13 protein-coding genes are annotated in these 16,115 nt (G+C 56.5%); 2 read left to right on the forward strand and 11 right to left on the reverse strand.

Annotated elements, in window-relative coordinates:
• Positions 1-5: 5 nt before the first annotated feature.
• A complete protein-coding gene (locus HS105_12280) occupies positions 6-1,943 on the forward strand; it encodes a hypothetical protein (protein ID MBE7517363.1) in 1,938 nt (645 codons plus the stop codon).
• Entirely contained in the window at positions 1,943-4,039 is a 2,097-nt protein-coding gene (locus tag HS105_12285) for a glycosyltransferase family 39 protein (protein MBE7517364.1), read from the forward strand. The genes HS105_12280 and HS105_12285 overlap by 1 nt, the downstream gene beginning before the upstream one ends.
• A gap of 6 nt (positions 4,040-4,045) precedes the next feature.
• On the opposite strand, the gene HS105_12290 is transcribed toward HS105_12285, so the two are convergent.
• The 11 genes from HS105_12290 to HS105_12340 all read right to left on the reverse strand — a co-directional run bounded on the left by HS105_12290 (position 4,046) and on the right by HS105_12340 (position 16,105).
• On the reverse strand, positions 4,046-4,780 hold the full coding sequence (locus HS105_12290) for a type II secretion system protein (GenBank protein ID MBE7517365.1): 735 nt from the start codon (positions 4,778-4,780) through the stop codon (positions 4,046-4,048).
• Positions 4,761-5,852 carry a hypothetical protein gene (locus tag HS105_12295; protein MBE7517366.1) on the reverse strand — a complete coding sequence of 364 codons (1,092 nt, stop codon included), beginning with the start codon at positions 5,850-5,852 and terminating at the stop codon, positions 4,761-4,763. The genes HS105_12290 and HS105_12295 overlap by 20 nt, the downstream gene beginning before the upstream one ends.
• Before the next feature lie 10 nt (positions 5,853-5,862).
• Positions 5,863-6,747 carry a hypothetical protein gene (locus HS105_12300; GenBank protein ID MBE7517367.1) on the reverse strand — a complete coding sequence of 295 codons (885 nt, stop codon included), beginning with the start codon at positions 6,745-6,747 and terminating at the stop codon, positions 5,863-5,865.
• Positions 6,747-7,370, reverse strand: a complete 624-nt coding sequence (locus tag HS105_12305) for a hypothetical protein (GenBank protein MBE7517368.1) — start codon at positions 7,368-7,370, stop codon at positions 6,747-6,749. Before HS105_12305 ends, HS105_12300 begins: the two co-directional genes overlap by 1 nt.
• Before the next feature lie 125 nt (positions 7,371-7,495).
• Positions 7,496-8,425 (reverse strand): GGDEF domain-containing protein, encoded by a 930-nt coding sequence (locus HS105_12310; protein ID MBE7517369.1) that lies wholly within the window; start codon positions 8,423-8,425, stop codon positions 7,496-7,498.
• A 107-nt stretch (positions 8,426-8,532) separates the two neighbouring features.
• A complete protein-coding gene (locus HS105_12315; protein ID MBE7517370.1) occupies positions 8,533-10,308 on the reverse strand; it encodes a hypothetical protein in 1,776 nt (591 codons plus the stop codon).
• Between the two features lie 142 nt (positions 10,309-10,450).
• Positions 10,451-12,406, reverse strand: a complete 1,956-nt coding sequence (locus tag HS105_12320; GenBank protein MBE7517371.1) for a hypothetical protein — start codon at positions 12,404-12,406, stop codon at positions 10,451-10,453.
• Between the two features lie 253 nt (positions 12,407-12,659).
• Positions 12,660-13,223 (reverse strand): NifU family protein, encoded by a 564-nt coding sequence (locus HS105_12325; GenBank protein ID MBE7517372.1) that lies wholly within the window; start codon positions 13,221-13,223, stop codon positions 12,660-12,662.
• Positions 13,224-13,361: 138 nt separating this feature from the next.
• Complete coding sequence (locus tag HS105_12330) at positions 13,362-13,562, reverse strand: hypothetical protein (GenBank protein ID MBE7517373.1); 201 nt, start codon at positions 13,560-13,562, stop codon at positions 13,362-13,364.
• A 159-nt stretch (positions 13,563-13,721) separates the two neighbouring features.
• A complete protein-coding gene (gene prmC / locus HS105_12335) occupies positions 13,722-14,573 on the reverse strand; it encodes a peptide chain release factor N(5)-glutamine methyltransferase (GenBank protein ID MBE7517374.1) in 852 nt (283 codons plus the stop codon).
• The gene (locus HS105_12340; GenBank protein MBE7517375.1) at positions 14,573-16,105 is read right to left on the reverse strand and encodes a sugar transferase; all 1,533 of its coding nucleotides are present in this window, start codon (positions 16,103-16,105) and stop codon (positions 14,573-14,575) included. The genes prmC and HS105_12340 overlap by 1 nt, the downstream gene beginning before the upstream one ends.
• Positions 16,106-16,115: the final 10 nt, after the last annotated feature.

Raw genomic sequence — 16,115 nt, forward strand, 5'->3', positions numbered from 1 at the left:
GGCGAATGTTGGTCTCTGCCCTTTTTCTCATCGTATTGACGCTTGGCGGCGTCGCACTCACATATCTCGTCTTTGATGACGAGCGGCTGATGTGGCGCATTGCGGCGGGCAATGTAGCGGGCTGTGCGGTATTCGGCACGCTGCTCTTTGCACTGTCGTTCGTCAGCGGCTTCGGGCTGCCGTCGATCATTGCCGCAGTGATATTGACGCTCTGCCCGCTGCTCATATTTCAGATGCCGGCAAAGCGAAAACAGCTCAATGCTGACATCGCAAAAGCAAAGGGACGCCTGCAGGGCGGCACTGCCGACCGCTTCGTTTCGTTCGGCTACTACACCTTTTTTCTGATCGTTATCTTCCTGTTCTTTGAGCAGGTGATGTACACCAACTCGCAGGGCATATTTACCGGCGGATCACAGAACTTGGGCGACCTGCCTTTCCATTTAGGAGCTATCTTCGGCTTTACTGACGGAGCCAATTTCCCGCCGCAGAACCCTTCCTTCGCAGGCACACGATTCTCGTATCCGTTCATCGCCGATATGCTGGCCGCAGCCTTTGTGAAGGCCGGAGCCGATGTACGCTCAGCAATGGTACTGCAGGACACGGCGTGGGCGATGTCGCTGCTTGTCATCATCGAACGCTTCTGCGCAAGGGTTACCGGCAGCCGGCTTGCGGGCCGCATCGCTCCGGCGCTCTTTTTCTTCAGCGGCGGGCTTGGTTTCGCAGCATTCTTTTCGGACTACTGGGCACAGAACAAAGGCCTCTGGGAATTTTTGTGGACGCTGCCCCGAGACTATACGATCGGCGACCATTATCGCTGGGGCAACTCGCTGGTTTCGCTGTTGATGACGCAAAGGAGCCTTTTGCTTGGCCTGCCGCTGACAATGATGGCCTTGTTGGGCCTTTGGGGCATATTTACTGCGAAAGATACCGGCGACGCTCAAAGTCCGTCCGCACGCTATGCTCCTGCCGCGATCCTCGGCCTTCTCGCCGGCACGCTGCCGCTGATACACCTGCACAGCCTCATGGTGCTCTTCATCGTAACGCTTCTTTTGCTGCTGATGAGGGCAAGGCTGTGGATCAGCTTTGTCGCATTCGGCATCGGTGTCAGCATCATTGCAGTTCCCGAGCTTATTTGGTCCGTAAGCGGCAGCGGCAGCGATGCGGCTAAGTTCTTTTCGTGGCACTTCGGTTGGGATAAAGGCAACGCGAATATAGCATGGTTCTGGCTAAAGAACGCGGGACTCGCCATGCCGCTGATCGCCGTCGGCATATATCTTTGGCTGACGGCATACAGGAGTGATGAGGAGCGAGAGGGCCGCCGCAGTTTGCTGCTGTTCTACATACCCTTCCTGCTTTTGTTCGTGATCTCGAACGCAGCGAAGCTTGCACCGTGGGAATGGGACAATATCAAGGTGCTGATCTATTGGTTCGTAGGCTCGCTGCCCTTCATTGCGTTCGCGCTTGCGTGGCTTTGGGAAAAAGCCCGGCCGCTAAAGGCGCTCGCGGCCGTTCTGCTCGTTACGCTTGTCCTTTCCGGTGCGCTGGATGTCTGGCGAGTCATCTCGGGCCAGATCAAGATACGCGTTTTTGACTCTGATGCAGTAAAGGTCGCCGATCAGATAAAGGCAAAGACGCCCGCGAATGCGCTCTTCCTCAACGCCCCGACATACAATTCAGCCGTTGTGCTTTCGGGCCGGCAGTCGCTGATGCGTTATACGGGCCACTTGTCGTCGCACGGCATTGATTACGCGCCGCGCGAGGCGGACGTACGCAATATCTACCGAGGCGGCGGAACTGCCCCGTTGCTTTTGAGCAAATATGATATCGACTACGTTCTCATCTCGCCCGATGAACGCAACTCGCTCGCGGCGAATGAGGACTTTTTTCGCCGGTTTCCCGTTGTAGCGGAATCAGGCCAATATCGCGTCTATAAGGTCAAGTGATGGTCAAAAAGAAGGCTAAAGCACAAAAACGTACTGAGGAACCCGTGGAGATAACCGTAGGGGAACCGGCAGAGAAGCCTCCGGAGATGTCCGCAGAGAAGCAGGGCCGTGACACGCAGTGGCTTGTTACCTGTGCCGCGATCACGGCGGTCGCAACGCTGCTGCGTTTCGTGCTGCTGACGCTGAAGCCGATGCACCATGACGAAGGTGTCAACGGCTTTTTCCTTACGAACCTCTTTCGCGACGGCAAATATACATACGACCCGGCGAACTATCACGGGCCGACGCTTTATTACATCTCGCTTGCATTCGCCAAGGTCTTCGGCCTCAATACGGCTGCGGTAAGGATGAGCGTGGCAGTTTGGGGCGTTCTGATGGTCGTTGTTGCGTTCTACTTAAAACGCTACATCGGCCGTGTCGGTGCGATAGCGGCGGCCGTATTTTTGACGCTCTCGCCCGGAATGGTCTTTATCTCGCGTTATTTCATTCACGAGATATTCTTTGTCTTCCTCAGCCTGACGTTCGTCATCTCGGTCGTCTATTTTATCGAGAAAAAAAAGGCAGGGCCGGGAGCCATCGCATGGCTGATTCTGCTTCTGCTCGTATGCTTCGTTTTTGCCGCCTTGCCGCTCGGTACTGCTTTTGGCGGCATCATCGGCACAACAAACGAGACGGCGATACTCGCATACCGCTTTGTGCTGACGCTTATCGGCATTGCGATCGCGTATTTTCTGCAGAAGATCCTGCGTGAGTGGCAGGACGGGCGGCCGATCTATATCCTGCTTGCGGCCGCGTCGGCGTCGCTGCTTTTCGCAACAAAAGAGACGACATTTATCACGCTCGGCACTATGCTCATCGCGTGTTTTTGTGTTTGGATATGGAAAGCGACAGCCAACGGCAACGCATTCCAAAAGAACCGCCGCGGCGTGGTCATTTCGCTCGGTGTTGCAGCTGCGGTTGCTGTGGCCACCTTTTACGAACAGCTCTCTGAGGCGGTCAAATGGACATATAATTATTTTGTCGGCCCGAGCCAGATACCGGAACCCTTTGCACTTTATACGATCACCGCTCTTGTCTTGATCGCATTGGCGACACTTGTAGTTTTTGCCGTTGACTATGCGCGTGCGAACGAAACATCGCTTGAAGAACCCGTCGCACTGACGTGGGCGGAATTCCGCAACGGCCTCGGCAGCGGCACAAATACTTTGCTGATCGCGGCCGCGGCGGCAATAACCTTCGCGTATCTCTTTATCTTGTTCTTCTCATCCTTCTTCAGTTATGCCGACGGCATAAAGAAAGCGTTCGAGGCATACGCGATATGGACAAAGACGGGCAATAACGCACACACGCAGAACGGAGCACTTGCATATCTGAAGTGGGGCATGAAGGTCGAGGCGCCGCTGCTGATAATGTCCGCTGTCGGTGCGGCAATGGCTCTTTTGAAGGCAAAGCACCGCTTTGCGATGTTCACGGCGTTCTGGGCATTCGGGCTGCTGGCGGCGTACTCGATCATTCCGTACAAGACGCCGTGGCTCGCCCTCAGTTTCTATCTGCCGATGTGCATTGTCGCCGGATACGGCATCAATGAGCTTGTAACATCTAAGAAGCAGATCACCCGCGTACTCGGAGCCGCACTCGCCATTGTCGGCTGCGTCGTCCTTGCATATCAGACCTACGACCTCAATTTCGTACGCTACGACGACGAGGAAATGGGCTATGTTTACGCCCACTCAAAGCGACCGATGCTCGACCTTGTGGCAAAGGTGCAGCATTACGCCGAAAAGAGCGGCAAGGGTGATGATGTCGCGATAGCGATCGTCTCGCCGGACTATTGGCCGCTGACCTGGTACTTCAACGATTACAAGAAGGCTCTGTTCCACGGCAGAATGGTCGATGTGAACGCGGACGAGATGATAATTGCGAAAAAAGGCCCGCAGGATGCCGAGGTCATTCGCCGCTATGGAGCGCTTTACGACCTCGACGGAGTTTACCGGCTGCGGCCCGGCGTCGATCTGATGCTGCTTGTGAGAAAGAACCTGGCCGACCCCGATGCGCAAGATGCGTATAAGATAAACGAATATATCCCGCCGAAATGACACGGCCTAGCGGCCCATCGAAGGCGTCATTGGCGAAGTCCCCGGTAAATTCGGAGCATTCACGGCCGGGCCGCGGCCGGGCCTCGCACCGAATTGATTGGTTGTCGGTCCGCGGAACAGAGGCGTAAATATCCACTTTGAGTGATTTTCCTGCCCGTAGTACGAGATCACCGAGCGGGCACGGCTCTGGCTCACGACGCCGATGAACGGCGTATTGTCCGTTGTAACCTCGCCCTCAAAGTCCTCCGGTTCGGTCGGTTCGGTCTCGCTCTTTGTGTTAACGGCGTTAACTATGACAAGTGTGTAACGGTCGAGCGAGCGGCTGGGGTTCGACGGCAGGATGCCGCCGCAGTAATCCTGAACGCGTTTGGCAAATGGCCCGAGGCTTTGAATGTCGGGCTTTACGAGACGCCATTTGCCGTCCTCACTCAGCGGATCGACCGCCGCCGAGGCACGCAGTATCTGCCGCTTTTTCGTGCCTTGCGGGAGCCCTTCTAGCAGGTCGTCCATTGAGTTCGGCAGCTTTGCTCCGCCGTAGAACTCCACATACTGGCGAATAGCATCCGCCACTTCTTCTCCGCGCCGGATCGCCTCAAGCTCACGCTCACGCTGCACTTCCTGCTGAACTGTCGGCGCGATCACCATCAAGGCTATCGCGATCACGGCCATAACGGCCATCACCGCGAACAGCGTCATACCGCTCTGGCTCTTCCGCGGGCTGTCATTGATCGTCGTCGACATCCTCTTTCTGCTCACGAGCTTTCTGCTGTTCCTGCTGCTTCATCCGGTTGGGATCGCCCATCTGCACCCTGGGAATATTGCACGGAATTCCGGGAGGGCAATCTTCCGTATTCATGCGCGGCTGTGGGACCGACGGGAATCCAAAGCCCGGATTTACGGTCGGATAGCTGTTTGACGGAGCTCCTGTGCTCGCACTTGCGGTCGCCTTTACGATCGGCACGCGATGCTTGAACTTAAGATCGACATCCTCAAAGATGACCTCTTGCGGTGAAATATTTATCAGCCTGAAGCGTTTTTCGACAATGTCGTTCAGCCTGGCGCTGAACGGCGTCGGCTTGTTCGCTTCTTGAAAATACGCAGTATCGTTGTTGTAGCGTTTTCGCCCGACCAGGCCGATGTACTGAACTGTCGGCCGCGGCGGGGCCATTATGGTGAGGCTGATCGGATTTGAATTCTTTACGCCGTCGGGCGTTTGCACGATGATCTGTGCGTTGCCCTGCGCGACGATCATGCTTGCCGGTATATCGGTCACGACACGCTGCGAATTGACAAAGGTCGTCGGCATCTCGGTCTGGTTAAAATAGATGCGCGAATCAGGCGTAAAACGGTCGCCGTTTATCTCAAGCCTGAAGCCCTGCGAACCCGCATAAACACTTTGCGGCTGCGTAAAACCGGCAACGAACCAAGGCGTCGGCGTAGGTGCAGGCGGCTTTATCTCGGGCGGCTTCGGTGTCGGTGTCGGGCACTCGCTCGGCGGGCACGGCGGCGGCGGTTCGAAAAAGGCGAAGATGTTGCGGCCCGGATCCGGCGCATACGAGGCCCCCGGAGTGTAGCTGATCGGCACCGTTACATCGTTGAATTCCTGTTCTTCCTTTGACGGCAGTGCGAATTTATTGTCGCCCGGCGTAGGGCTTGGCCGCGGTGTCGGCGTAACCTTTGCCGATGACGAGCTACTCGAGAACATTCCGCGTCCGAAGGCGAAATAAAGAGCAAAGACCGCCAGAATGCCAAGCACGATAGCCGCGATCAGCTTGTTACGGTCTTGTTTGGTCTTTGTCGAAGGCTCTGCCATTTCAGCTTTCTTACTCTGCCGCCGCCATCGGCGCAAAGTCGGGCCGCCGGAAATACGCGGCCATTTCTAAACGCAATGCGACGACCTCGCCGTGCATCTTGCCCTTTTTGGGGTTCACTGCTCCCGCCGCGGGACCGGCCGTCGGGTTCACGAACATCGGCTGTGCACCGGTCGGATCCGGCGGTACGGCGGCACCGGTATTCTGCGGTGTTGTTTGCGCCGGCGCCGTACGCTGCTCGGTATCCGACGGCGCAAGCTCGACCGAACTAATGATCACGAATTCGCGCCCTGTCTCGATCTCACGAATAAACCGGCGAAGATTCTGATACGGCCCTTCGAGCGTCATCGTTACATAAACGCCGGGAAAAAGGCTGCGAAAACGCTCGCGGCCCCGCTCCTGCTCGGTTTGATTATTGCTTTCGCCGGGATTTGCGACATCAAGCGGCTGATAATCTGGCCCTGTGGTATTCCGCAGCCCGTAACCGACGATCAGGGCATTCAGACGCCCGTAAAGCTCCGTGCGGCCGTTCACCGCCGCCGGCAGAAAACGCGTCTCAAAGTCATCCGCACTTGTGAGCAGCTTATTGACCTGCTCGTGCGTGCTTGTGATATCGCCGTACTTCGTCTCGGCCGATGCGACCTCGGCACCGAGCCGATCATTCTCCGAGCGATCCTTTGCAAGTTCGCGGCTCGACGGCAGCACGAGAAAAAGATAAAGCAGCACCGCCAGCAGGATGCCGAGGGCACCGGCTGACACCGCCAAGATCTCAGGCACGCCCCAAATGCCTGCATTCACCTTTCGCGGACGCCTTGCGGCAAGGAGCGGATCGACACCCTGCGGCTCATAGCCTGCGGCCGGCGGCGTTTCGATGATGTCCGGTTCGGTCTCAGCCATTACTGCCCGCCTCCGTTCGCCGCAACATCGCCGCCGGGAGCCGCCGAATAGCTGTAGCCCGGCGAGTAGATGATATGAAGTGTGTATTCGGTAAAGGTCATCCGATCGGTCCGCTGAAGATCCTGCCCGCGCAGCTCGGCCTGAAAAAGCCCCGAGTTCTGCATATTCTCGATCATCGACATCACGCCGGCGTAATCCTTTGCGAGCACTGCGAGTTCAAGCTCGGCCTTTAGCCGGTCGCCGTCCGTATAGACATTCTGTACAGTGATGCGCGAGGCGCTGACATTCGCCGGCATTACGGATTCGAGGTCGGCAAAGAACCGCGACCAACCGAAACGCTTATTGGCGACGAGCTTATGAGCGGCACTCAGCACGGCCTTCTGATCCGGGGTCAGCTCTTGCTGGATCTTTTCACCCTCGCCCTTTAAGTCCTTGAGCCTTGCCTCGCGTGTGGCTATCAGCCCCGCGTATTGTTTGACGCCGTCGGAATTCTGCTTGTAGAACAACAGAAATAGCCCGATCAAAAGCACGGAAATACCAAGCAGGACCGCCGACACAAAGTACGGCAGGAACCGATTTCTGAACGGCCGTGTTGAAAGATTCAGTTTGTTGAGCAGTGCCAAGAACAGCTCCCCCGCATCAGATTACACACAAGCAGCACCGGCGGCACCGCGTGTCGAACGAACAGAAAGTTTAACACGAACGCCGTTCTAATGCGTACACGCGCGGGGCGGTCTGTTTGTTGCAGTTATCTTTCGCGGCGGGGCGGCAGGTGCCGGCTCAGCTCTTCCTGCGAGATGTCGCGGTACGCGGCAACACGGTTGCGGCCTTCGCGTTTTGCTCGGTAAAGTGCCGAATCTGCCATCTCGACAAGCTCGATCGGGTCGGATGAGTCTTCCGGGAACGATGCGATGCCGATACTCAGCGTGATCCGATGCTTTTCGCCCGTTCGGCCCGGCTGCACGACGCTGAATTCATGCTCGGCAACGCTGGCCCGCATCCTTTCGGCAGCGATAAGGGCCTGCGGCAATTCGGCATCGAGCAGGAACGCGGCAAATTCATCGCCGCCAAAGCGGGCCGCGGCATCGCCGGTGCGAAGATTCGCCATTATCGCAAGGCCGATCTCTTCGATGGTCTTGCTGCCCGTAAGATGGCCATAGGTGTCGTTGACCGTTTTGAAATTGTCGCCGTCCATCATCAGAACACAAAATGGGCGGCCCTCGACGGCGGCCCTTCCGGCCTCGCGCCTGAGTTCGGAAAAAAAGGAGCGGCTTGATAGCAGTCCTGTAAGGTCGTCGTGCGAGATAAGACGATGTATCTGCCGCTGATATTCGCGGTCGATCTCGTCAAGCAGGTCAAAGCGCAGTATCGTATCGCCGAGAGCGATCTTGTCGCCGTTGTTGAGCGCCGCACTTTCGATACGTTTTCCGTTGAGAAACGTGCCGTTCCGCGACGAAAGATCGGTCAGAATGTAGCTCTTCGCGCCGCCTTCGTTGACCGTTTCGACGCGTGCGTGCTGACGCGAAACTTGCGTGTCATTGACGCGCACGTCAGCCTCGAGCGCACGGCCGAGAATGACCGCCGCGCGTTCGAGCGGTATAGGAACAGCAATAAGCTCGCCGCTCAAAAAGACGAGGGCGGGCTTCAGGTCCTGTCGAATCGTTCCGATATCGTTCATAGTAGGAAGAGGCGAACGAGGAAAGACCAAGTCATCTGTTAGTTTAACCTATTTATTACAACAATTAAAAGTCTTTTTTCACGTATCCACAGTACGCGGAACGGCGGCTACTTCGTCCATTCATCCGAAACGGAAACGTCCACCTTGATCGGCACGACGGAAACATACGTCTCGGCGGCACGCACCATTGCGGACTCGAGCGTTGCGGACGTTCTCTCCGCATCTGCGGCGGCGCACTCGACAATGATCTCATCGTGAACGATATTGACGAGCTTCGCAGAGCTTTCGCGTATATCGTTGTGCAAAAGCCGCATCGCACGCTTCAGAATGTCGGCAGACGTGCCTTGTATGGGCATATTTTTTGCGTAACGCTGTGCCGCGGCGACCGAGCTGCGGTCGTTCTCGTCAAATCTGAACCTCGAAAGGCGGCCCGAACGCGTCCTCGCTTTGCGTGTTTCAACTACGTCCGCGGCGGCTGCACGCAGCCACTCGTTCAACCGCGGATACGTACCAAAGTAACGCCGCAGCGTATGCTCCGCCTCGGATTGCGTCAGGCCCGTCATCATCGCAAAACGCTGCGCGCCGATGCCGTAAACGACACCGAAATTAAGGCGTTTTGCAAACGAGCGCTGCTCCGGCGACACGTCCTCAGGCTTGACGCCAAAGACCTGCGACGCCGTTGCCGCGTGAAGGTCGGCTCCGCTCTCAAAAGCGCTGATAAAGTTCTTGTCACCCGAAAAATCGGCAAGGATCCGCAGCTCGATCTGCGAATAATCCGCAACGACAAGTTTGTTGCCGCTCTCGGCACGAAAGCACCGCCGATATTGCGTCTCGTGCGGTATTTGCTGCAAATTCGGGCGCGAACACGCAAATCGCCCGGTCGGAGCACCGATCTGCCGAAAATCGGCGTGGATACGGCCTGTCGCCGGCTCGACGGAGTCGAGTATGTTCTCGCCGAAGCTTGAAATGGCCTTTGCGGCGGCTCGATATTCGAGCAGCTTTGCGATCACGGGATATTGCTCGGCGAGCGGCTGAAGCTCCCATGCCCGCGTGGTATTCGGCATCGGCACACCGAGGCCGCGAAGTGCATCGCCGACCTGCTGCACCGAGTCAAGATTGATCTCGGGCCGGCCAAAAAGCGAGGCCTGCGCAACGCCCGACGACAGCATATCCTGAAGCTCATCCGCCGCCTTCTGTTGTATCTTTGCCACCGATGCAAGCTGCTCGCGCCAACGCTCTTCGTCGAGAAAGAACCCGTTCAGCTCCATTTCGGCTACCGGCACGACACACTCATTCTCGAGCTTCATCACATCTTGAAGCTCATCACGTTTGATACGTTCTTCGAGAGCGGCGTGAACCTCGGGCATTATCGCGGCATCTTTCGCGGCATATTCGACCTGCGAATTCGTAAGCTCATCCGCGGCCCAATCGCTCACCTGCTCGGTCTTATCAAGCGTTCGGCCCAAAAAGTACTGCACGACATCGGCAAGGCCGTGGCGGCGGTCGCCTTCGCCTGCGGCGACCAGGATGCTTGCAAGATACGTATCGTAAACATTGCCGACCTCGACGCCGAGATGGTGGCGGACCCATTTCGTATCGAACTTGGCATTGTGTGCGATCTTTGCCTGCTTTTCCGATTCGAGCAAGCTGCGAAGCGGCCTGAGTGCGGGTGTCGTTTGCAGTTCCTCGCCCGCGCCGAACGCACGCAGGTCAACCACCATCGTCTTTGCACCGTTGCTCAACTGAACAAGCCGCACTTCGCCGTGATACGGGTCAAGTTCGGTCGTTTCGACGTCAAAACCTAACCGCTCGGCTTCCGCCAGCTCGCCGCACATCTTTGCGAGCGTCTCTTCGTCCTTGACCAGCTGAAAGTAAAGTTCCATCGGTAATAAGCTATTGTACAGATAGGACGCTTGTTCGCCAATTTACTCCGATCGCCGCCGGTTTTTTGGGCCGGAAAGTCCTGATACAACAAAAAAGGCCGCCCGGGAAGGCAGCCTTTTTCGTTAAGGTCGGCTCTGACGATCAGACCGCCGAGCCGGGATAACCCAACCCAAGGCGGCTTTCGTCGCCCTCACCCAACGAGTTGACTATTTCGTAATGGAAATAATCGAACTTTGCGGCAACGGGCGGCTGCACGCGTTTATCGTACATCTCACGCGAGCGGTCGATCGCTTCTTTCAGGCGAACGTATAGGTCGTGCGATTCGCGGCCTTCACGTACCTTCTGCTCGTTATAGAGCTTGATCTCAGAGACCAAAAGGCGGGCAAAACGGCGTGCATCATTGTGCAGGCGGCGTTCATCTTCGGGTACTTCGATCGGAAGATCGACGTTGCGGTCAGACAAACGCGAACGCTGCGGGGCGACCGTAGCCGTAGCCACCGCCGGTTCAGGTGCGGCCGCAGGCATCGGTTCAGGCTGCGCGAACGAATCGCCGTGATACGGCTCATTTTCGTAAGGGTTCTGCCGATCGAAGTTACTCTCGAAAACGAAAGCCGGCTCCGCAGTAGCAGGCTCCTCAGGCTCTTCAACAGCGGGTTCGGCCGGCTCCTCAGCAGGCTCTTCAGCCGCCGCTTCAGGTTCAGGCTCAAATTCGGCCGCCGGTACCGTATATTCTGCGGCCGGTTCGACATATTCCGAGTGCGAAGGCTCCTGAGGTTCGAACGTCGAGGTTTCGACATCTATGCGGGCGTCTGCCTCGTGCCCTTCGAAATTTTCGACGGGCACGCTAGGTTCAAAGCTGTCGTACTTGACTTCCGCTTTGACCGCAGGTTCATCAACGGCGTGTGATCCGAACGGCGAGGTTTCAAGTCCTGCCTCGGTGACAGGCTCGGCAGCTTTTACCTCATATGATGCTCCGTAAACCGGCTCTTCAACTTGTTCAACCGCAGCGTTCGGCTCAAATTCGCCATACTTCGGCTCTTCCGCCGCCGCTACAGGTTCCGCCCTGAATGACGGAGCTTCGAAATGCGTTTCGGCAGCAGGTTCTTCGGTATGTTCGGCACTCTCGCCGCGATCCGCATCGTCAAAAGCAGCTTCTGACGGCCGGTAGCCTTCGAATGGCGGCGGTTCGACAAATACCCGCGGTGTGTCGGCCTGCGCAGGCTCTTCTGTAGTATCGAGGGCGTGAATGCTCGGATCGTCGTAAGCCGTCGCCGGTGCCGCTCCCGTTACAGCGTGTGCGCTCCGGTTCGCGGCAAGCAGTTCGACCGTAACTCCTGCGACGTGAACAAGCGTTTCGAGCGCGTCGGTGTTCAGCGCGATCCCCTCGTGGCCATAATCGGCGTACATAACGGCAACGGTGCGTCCGCGTGCGATCAATGGTATCGCATACATACGGTCGGGCGTTCCGTATTCGAGGCGACCCAAGATATCTGCATCGTCCGCAAAGGCTCCCGCATTACCCTCAACTGTCGCAAGTGAGGCAGCAGCCTTTGCCAGAATGGTGTCCGCCGTTATCGGAATGCTGATATCGCGTACGGCTTCCTCGTTAGCAGACGCCTCTTTACCAAAGACCTTCCAGCCGACGAAGTGCTCGGCCTTGACGATGAAGAATGCTCCGCGCGGTGCGTAATTCGCCGCGTGTTCTATGAGTGTTTTAAGGATCGCCGATTGCGACTGCTTTGAGCTGATGTCCTTGATCGCATCGCGAATACCGCCGAAATCAGCTTCGGGTACGGCCTCTTTCTCAAGCGCCTCGGCCTCGGCTATCGCGGCTGCGGTAATTGTCGCACCCTCATCGCGGGCAAGCCGCAGATGTTCCGTTACCGATTCACTGAACGCGGCATCGAACTCATGCTTCCCGTCAAAACGCTCTGTAAACTCTTTTATAATATCGTCGAAACGTGCCCGATGTTCATCGAACTGCGATCGAATCTTCGTCTGAAATTCGGCGGCATCATCGCGCATCTTTGCGGCGACGCCATTCAGATATGTCTCAAATTCAGCTCTCAAACTTTGTTCGAGTTCTTCACTATTCACTGTATTTCTCCTCCGTCAAATAGCACGACAAGGGTATTGGGCTGGTGTGGGTGGCGACACTCAATTTTTGAAGTTACAAAAATGTGCGGGCCGGCAAACGGGGGCAAATCCGTCACCAGTTAGATTATGTCTAAATTCGTTTAATTATGTCAAGAATTTGTTTTACGCCCAAAAGCCCCGACGATGTAGATGCAAGGCCGCGGCTACGCGGTTTACCGAAAACCGCATCGGCAGAACTTTTTTTGATATGCCGTCATACGGTGATCACTTCGAGTTCCGGGTCGATCTCTTCGCGCAATATGTTCTCGATCGACATCAGCGTGCCGCTTATCGAACTTGGGCAAGTGCCGCACGCGCCTTGATAGCGGATCATTAACGTGTGTCCGACAAGTTCAATCACCTCGAGCCAGCCGCCGTCACCCATAAGGTAAGGCATTACACGCTCTTCAAGCACAGCCATGATCTCGGCGACCTTCGGGTCGCCGTCCGCCGCCGCGGCTATCGCACCGCCGACGCTTTCGGCCGCCGAGCGTCCGTTGGCCGGCGTCGCGCTCTCGGCCGCTCGGATCGGAATCGCCAGATCAGGCAGGATCTCATCCCATTCGATCTCGTCATTCTTTTCGACCGTCACCATCTTGTCCATATAAAACACGGATAAGACATTGCCTACATCAAAGAGCGAAGAGGCGAGCTTATTGTCCCGGGCCTCCTCGGCACTCTGGAACGAGTGCGACGTACCGTACGAGACCGGCTCGCGGAGAATGAACTTGACTGCGTTAGGATTCGGTGTTTCCTGGATATCAGCGATCTTTGGCATTGCTTTACATAAACGCAACGAACAAATCATTACATTTATGTAAACATTGTAGTCTTATTGGCCGAAAAAAGAAAAGCGGCAGCGCTGCAATACGCGGCGCTGCCGGCAAAGAGACGGAACACTTGCACTGCAGCAGACCTATTCGGTGATGTGAATATCGTCGTCCTTATTGATCCTGCCTGACAGGAATAACCCGCCAAGGCCTATCGTAATGAGGCCGCAGATGATCGCAACCACCAGCCAGATCCTCTGATCATTGCTGCCCGTATATCTTACGAACGAAAAGATCGCAACAACAGCGGACACCAGTGCGAGTACGGCATAAAGCATATCCTTCACAAAAACCACCTCCGATCATGAAAAAGGAAATCGACGGTTCGCGCCGCAGCTGTTTCGCCAAAGCCGGCGCTCCTGACACGTCCGAAATTGCCAAATAACTCAACTGTACAAAAAGTACCCTTATATTAACCTTACCTTCACTCTGAAAGCAAGCAAGAGTTAGACGCGGGCGAGGCAAGCTTTGGCGATGCGCTCATGTCCCTGCAGATCGCGAATGAACACAACGTCATTCCATCTGCCGCCCGCGAACATTGCTTCAACAGCGCGAGCCTGCGAAAAGCCGATCTCTATAAGAATTACGCCGCCCGCAGTGAGATGTTCCGGAGATGATCCGATAAGCCGCCGGATGATCGACGATCCGTCGGCATCGTCTGTAAGCGCGATGTACGGTTCGTGTTCGCGAACTTCGGGCTGGAGTGTTGAAACCTCGCCGGCGCCGATATACGGCGGGTTTGAGAGTACGGCATCAAAACGCCGTTCGCCGACCGCAGAAAAAACGTCGGATACGATGACCTCAAGGCGACCCAAAACGCCGGCTCGGCGTGCATTCTCAGCCGTCATTGCGGCTGCCGCAGGCGAGATATCTGCCGCAACGGCTCTCGCGTCAGGTACATTCTTAAGCACCGCGACGCTGATACATCCCGAACCGGAGCCGATCTCACAAAAGGCCGGCTGTTCGACCTTCTTCAAATGCTTGATAGCTTCTTCGACAAGCAATTCGGTCTCGGGCCTAGGTATCAGCACATCGGGCGAGACAAGGAGCTCGATCCCGTAAAACTCCTGAACACCGGTAATGTATTGCAGCGGCTCGCGCGTGCAGCGGCGTAAGATCGCGGCGGTATATGCCTTATGCTCACTGTCCGTGAGTTCGTATTCGGGATGTGCGACAAGGAACGTTCGGTCGCGGCCGGTGATAAATGCGAGCAGCACGGCAGCATCAAGCCGTGCATTCTCGATCTCGGCGGCTCGGAGCTTGGCCTCGGCGGCGGTTAGTTCAGCGGCGATGTTCATCACACGCCGTCGCCTCGGAACATCGCGGGCAATGTCAGTACAATGATCCGCAGGTCGAGCATCAGCGACCAATTCTCGATGTAATAGATATCGGCACGCACCATCTCATCGAACGTAAGTTTATTGCGCCCCGAAACCTGCCAAAGCCCCGTCATGCCGGGCTTCATATCGAGGCGTTTTCGATGCCAAAGCTCGTAACGCTCGACCTCATACGGAATAGGCGGACGCGGCCCGACGATGCTCATTTCACCGCGCAGCACATTGAGCAGCTGCGGCAGTTCGTCGAGGCTTACGCGTCTGAGGAATGTACCGACGCGTGTGATGCGCGGGTCATCCTTTACTTTGCCGAAGATCGGATGGTCCTCGTCGCCTGCATTCGCCGCCGCTTGCCCCTCGATATTCTTCTCATAAGCCTCGCGATGCACGGCCTCATCCGCATCGGCGTTCATTGTGCGGAATTTGAAGCAGAGGAACTTCCGCCCGTCCATTCCGACACGCTCCTGCCGAAAGAAAACGGGGCCTTTCGAATCCGCCTTGATGGCGATCGCTGCCGCAAGCCAGAACGGAGCGGTAACAACGGCCGCGACCGCCGCAATAGCTATATCCGAAACTCTTTTGATGAACCGCTGAGTATCCGAGAGCGGCTCGCGAAAGAGCCTCACCATCGGCAGAACTCCGATCTGATCGACGCTGGTCTTTTGCGGCAATAGATCGAGTATGCCGGGCGCAAACCGGAACTCGACCTTTTGCCGGCGGCCTACACTCATCATTACGTCAAAGAGCCGCGCGCTTTCGATATTGTTGTCGGTGATTATCACCTCTTGGATGCCGTGTTCGCGTATGACGCCGGCAAGCCCGTCAAGCGATCCGAGCACGGGAACGCCAAGGTCTGCATGCTCGCCTTCGCTTGATGCGACAGCGCCGAATATGCGATAGCCGAGATGCCTTTGCTGTTCGAGTTCGAGTATGGTCTTTTCCGCTTCGGCATTGGTACCGACGACGATCGTCGGTATCAAATTGATGCCGCGCTTGCGAAAACGCACCTGCGCGGCCCGCAGCATCCAGTGAAATGCCGTAAGGCCGACGAGCAGGAAAGCAAAATCGATCAGAAATACGCTTCGTGAGTATGAGAATTGCTGGTACTCGAAAAATCCTCTGAATAGGAACGCCCACGCAACCGTCAAAAGCGATGAGAAGACCACGGCGTAAAAGACCTTGCCCGCCTCGTGCGTGAATGAGAACGCACCGAAAAATCGATACGCACGCTGATAGACAAGCATCACGACGGTCGCCACCACCGAGAAAGCGGCAACTCCGGCGTAAGGAGCGAACGCCTTTGACCAGCCGCCGCCGGCAAAGATCGCCTCGCCGTGCCTTACGCGGAATGCAAGTATGAATGCAGCAGCGGTAATTGCCGCATCTGCGCAAAAGATCGCCGCCGTTACCGCAGGCATCACCCAACGCGGCATAAGCCTTACGTCCGAGCGTATCTCGGCGGGCGTCAGCTCTTGTTTTGCGGCTATCACTCTCACACTTCCAAAT

Origin of the sequence: Chloracidobacterium sp., assembly GCA_015075585.1 — a bacterium.
In the GTDB taxonomy this organism is placed as follows: Bacteria; Acidobacteriota; Blastocatellia; order Pyrinomonadales; family Pyrinomonadaceae; genus OLB17.

Coding starts and splice junctions, on each gene's coding strand:
- HS105_12280 (MBE7517363.1), top strand. CDS start 6: ATGTTGGTCTCTGCCCTTTTTCTCATCGTATTGACGCTTGGCGGCGTC.
- HS105_12285 (MBE7517364.1), top strand. CDS start 1,943: ATGGTCAAAAAGAAGGCTAAAGCACAAAAACGTACTGAGGAACCCGTG.
- HS105_12290 (MBE7517365.1), bottom strand. CDS start 4,780: ATGTCGACGACGATCAATGACAGCCCGCGGAAGAGCCAGAGCGGTATG.
- HS105_12295 (MBE7517366.1), bottom strand. CDS start 5,852: ATGGCAGAGCCTTCGACAAAGACCAAACAAGACCGTAACAAGCTGATC.
- HS105_12300 (MBE7517367.1), bottom strand. CDS start 6,747: ATGGCTGAGACCGAACCGGACATCATCGAAACGCCGCCGGCCGCAGGC.
- HS105_12310 (MBE7517369.1), bottom strand. CDS start 8,425: ATGAACGATATCGGAACGATTCGACAGGACCTGAAGCCCGCCCTCGTC.
- HS105_12315 (MBE7517370.1), bottom strand. CDS start 10,308: ATGGAACTTTACTTTCAGCTGGTCAAGGACGAAGAGACGCTCGCAAAG.
- HS105_12325 (MBE7517372.1), bottom strand. CDS start 13,223: ATGCCAAAGATCGCTGATATCCAGGAAACACCGAATCCTAACGCAGTC.
- prmC (MBE7517374.1), bottom strand. CDS start 14,573: ATGAACATCGCCGCTGAACTAACCGCCGCCGAGGCCAAGCTCCGAGCC.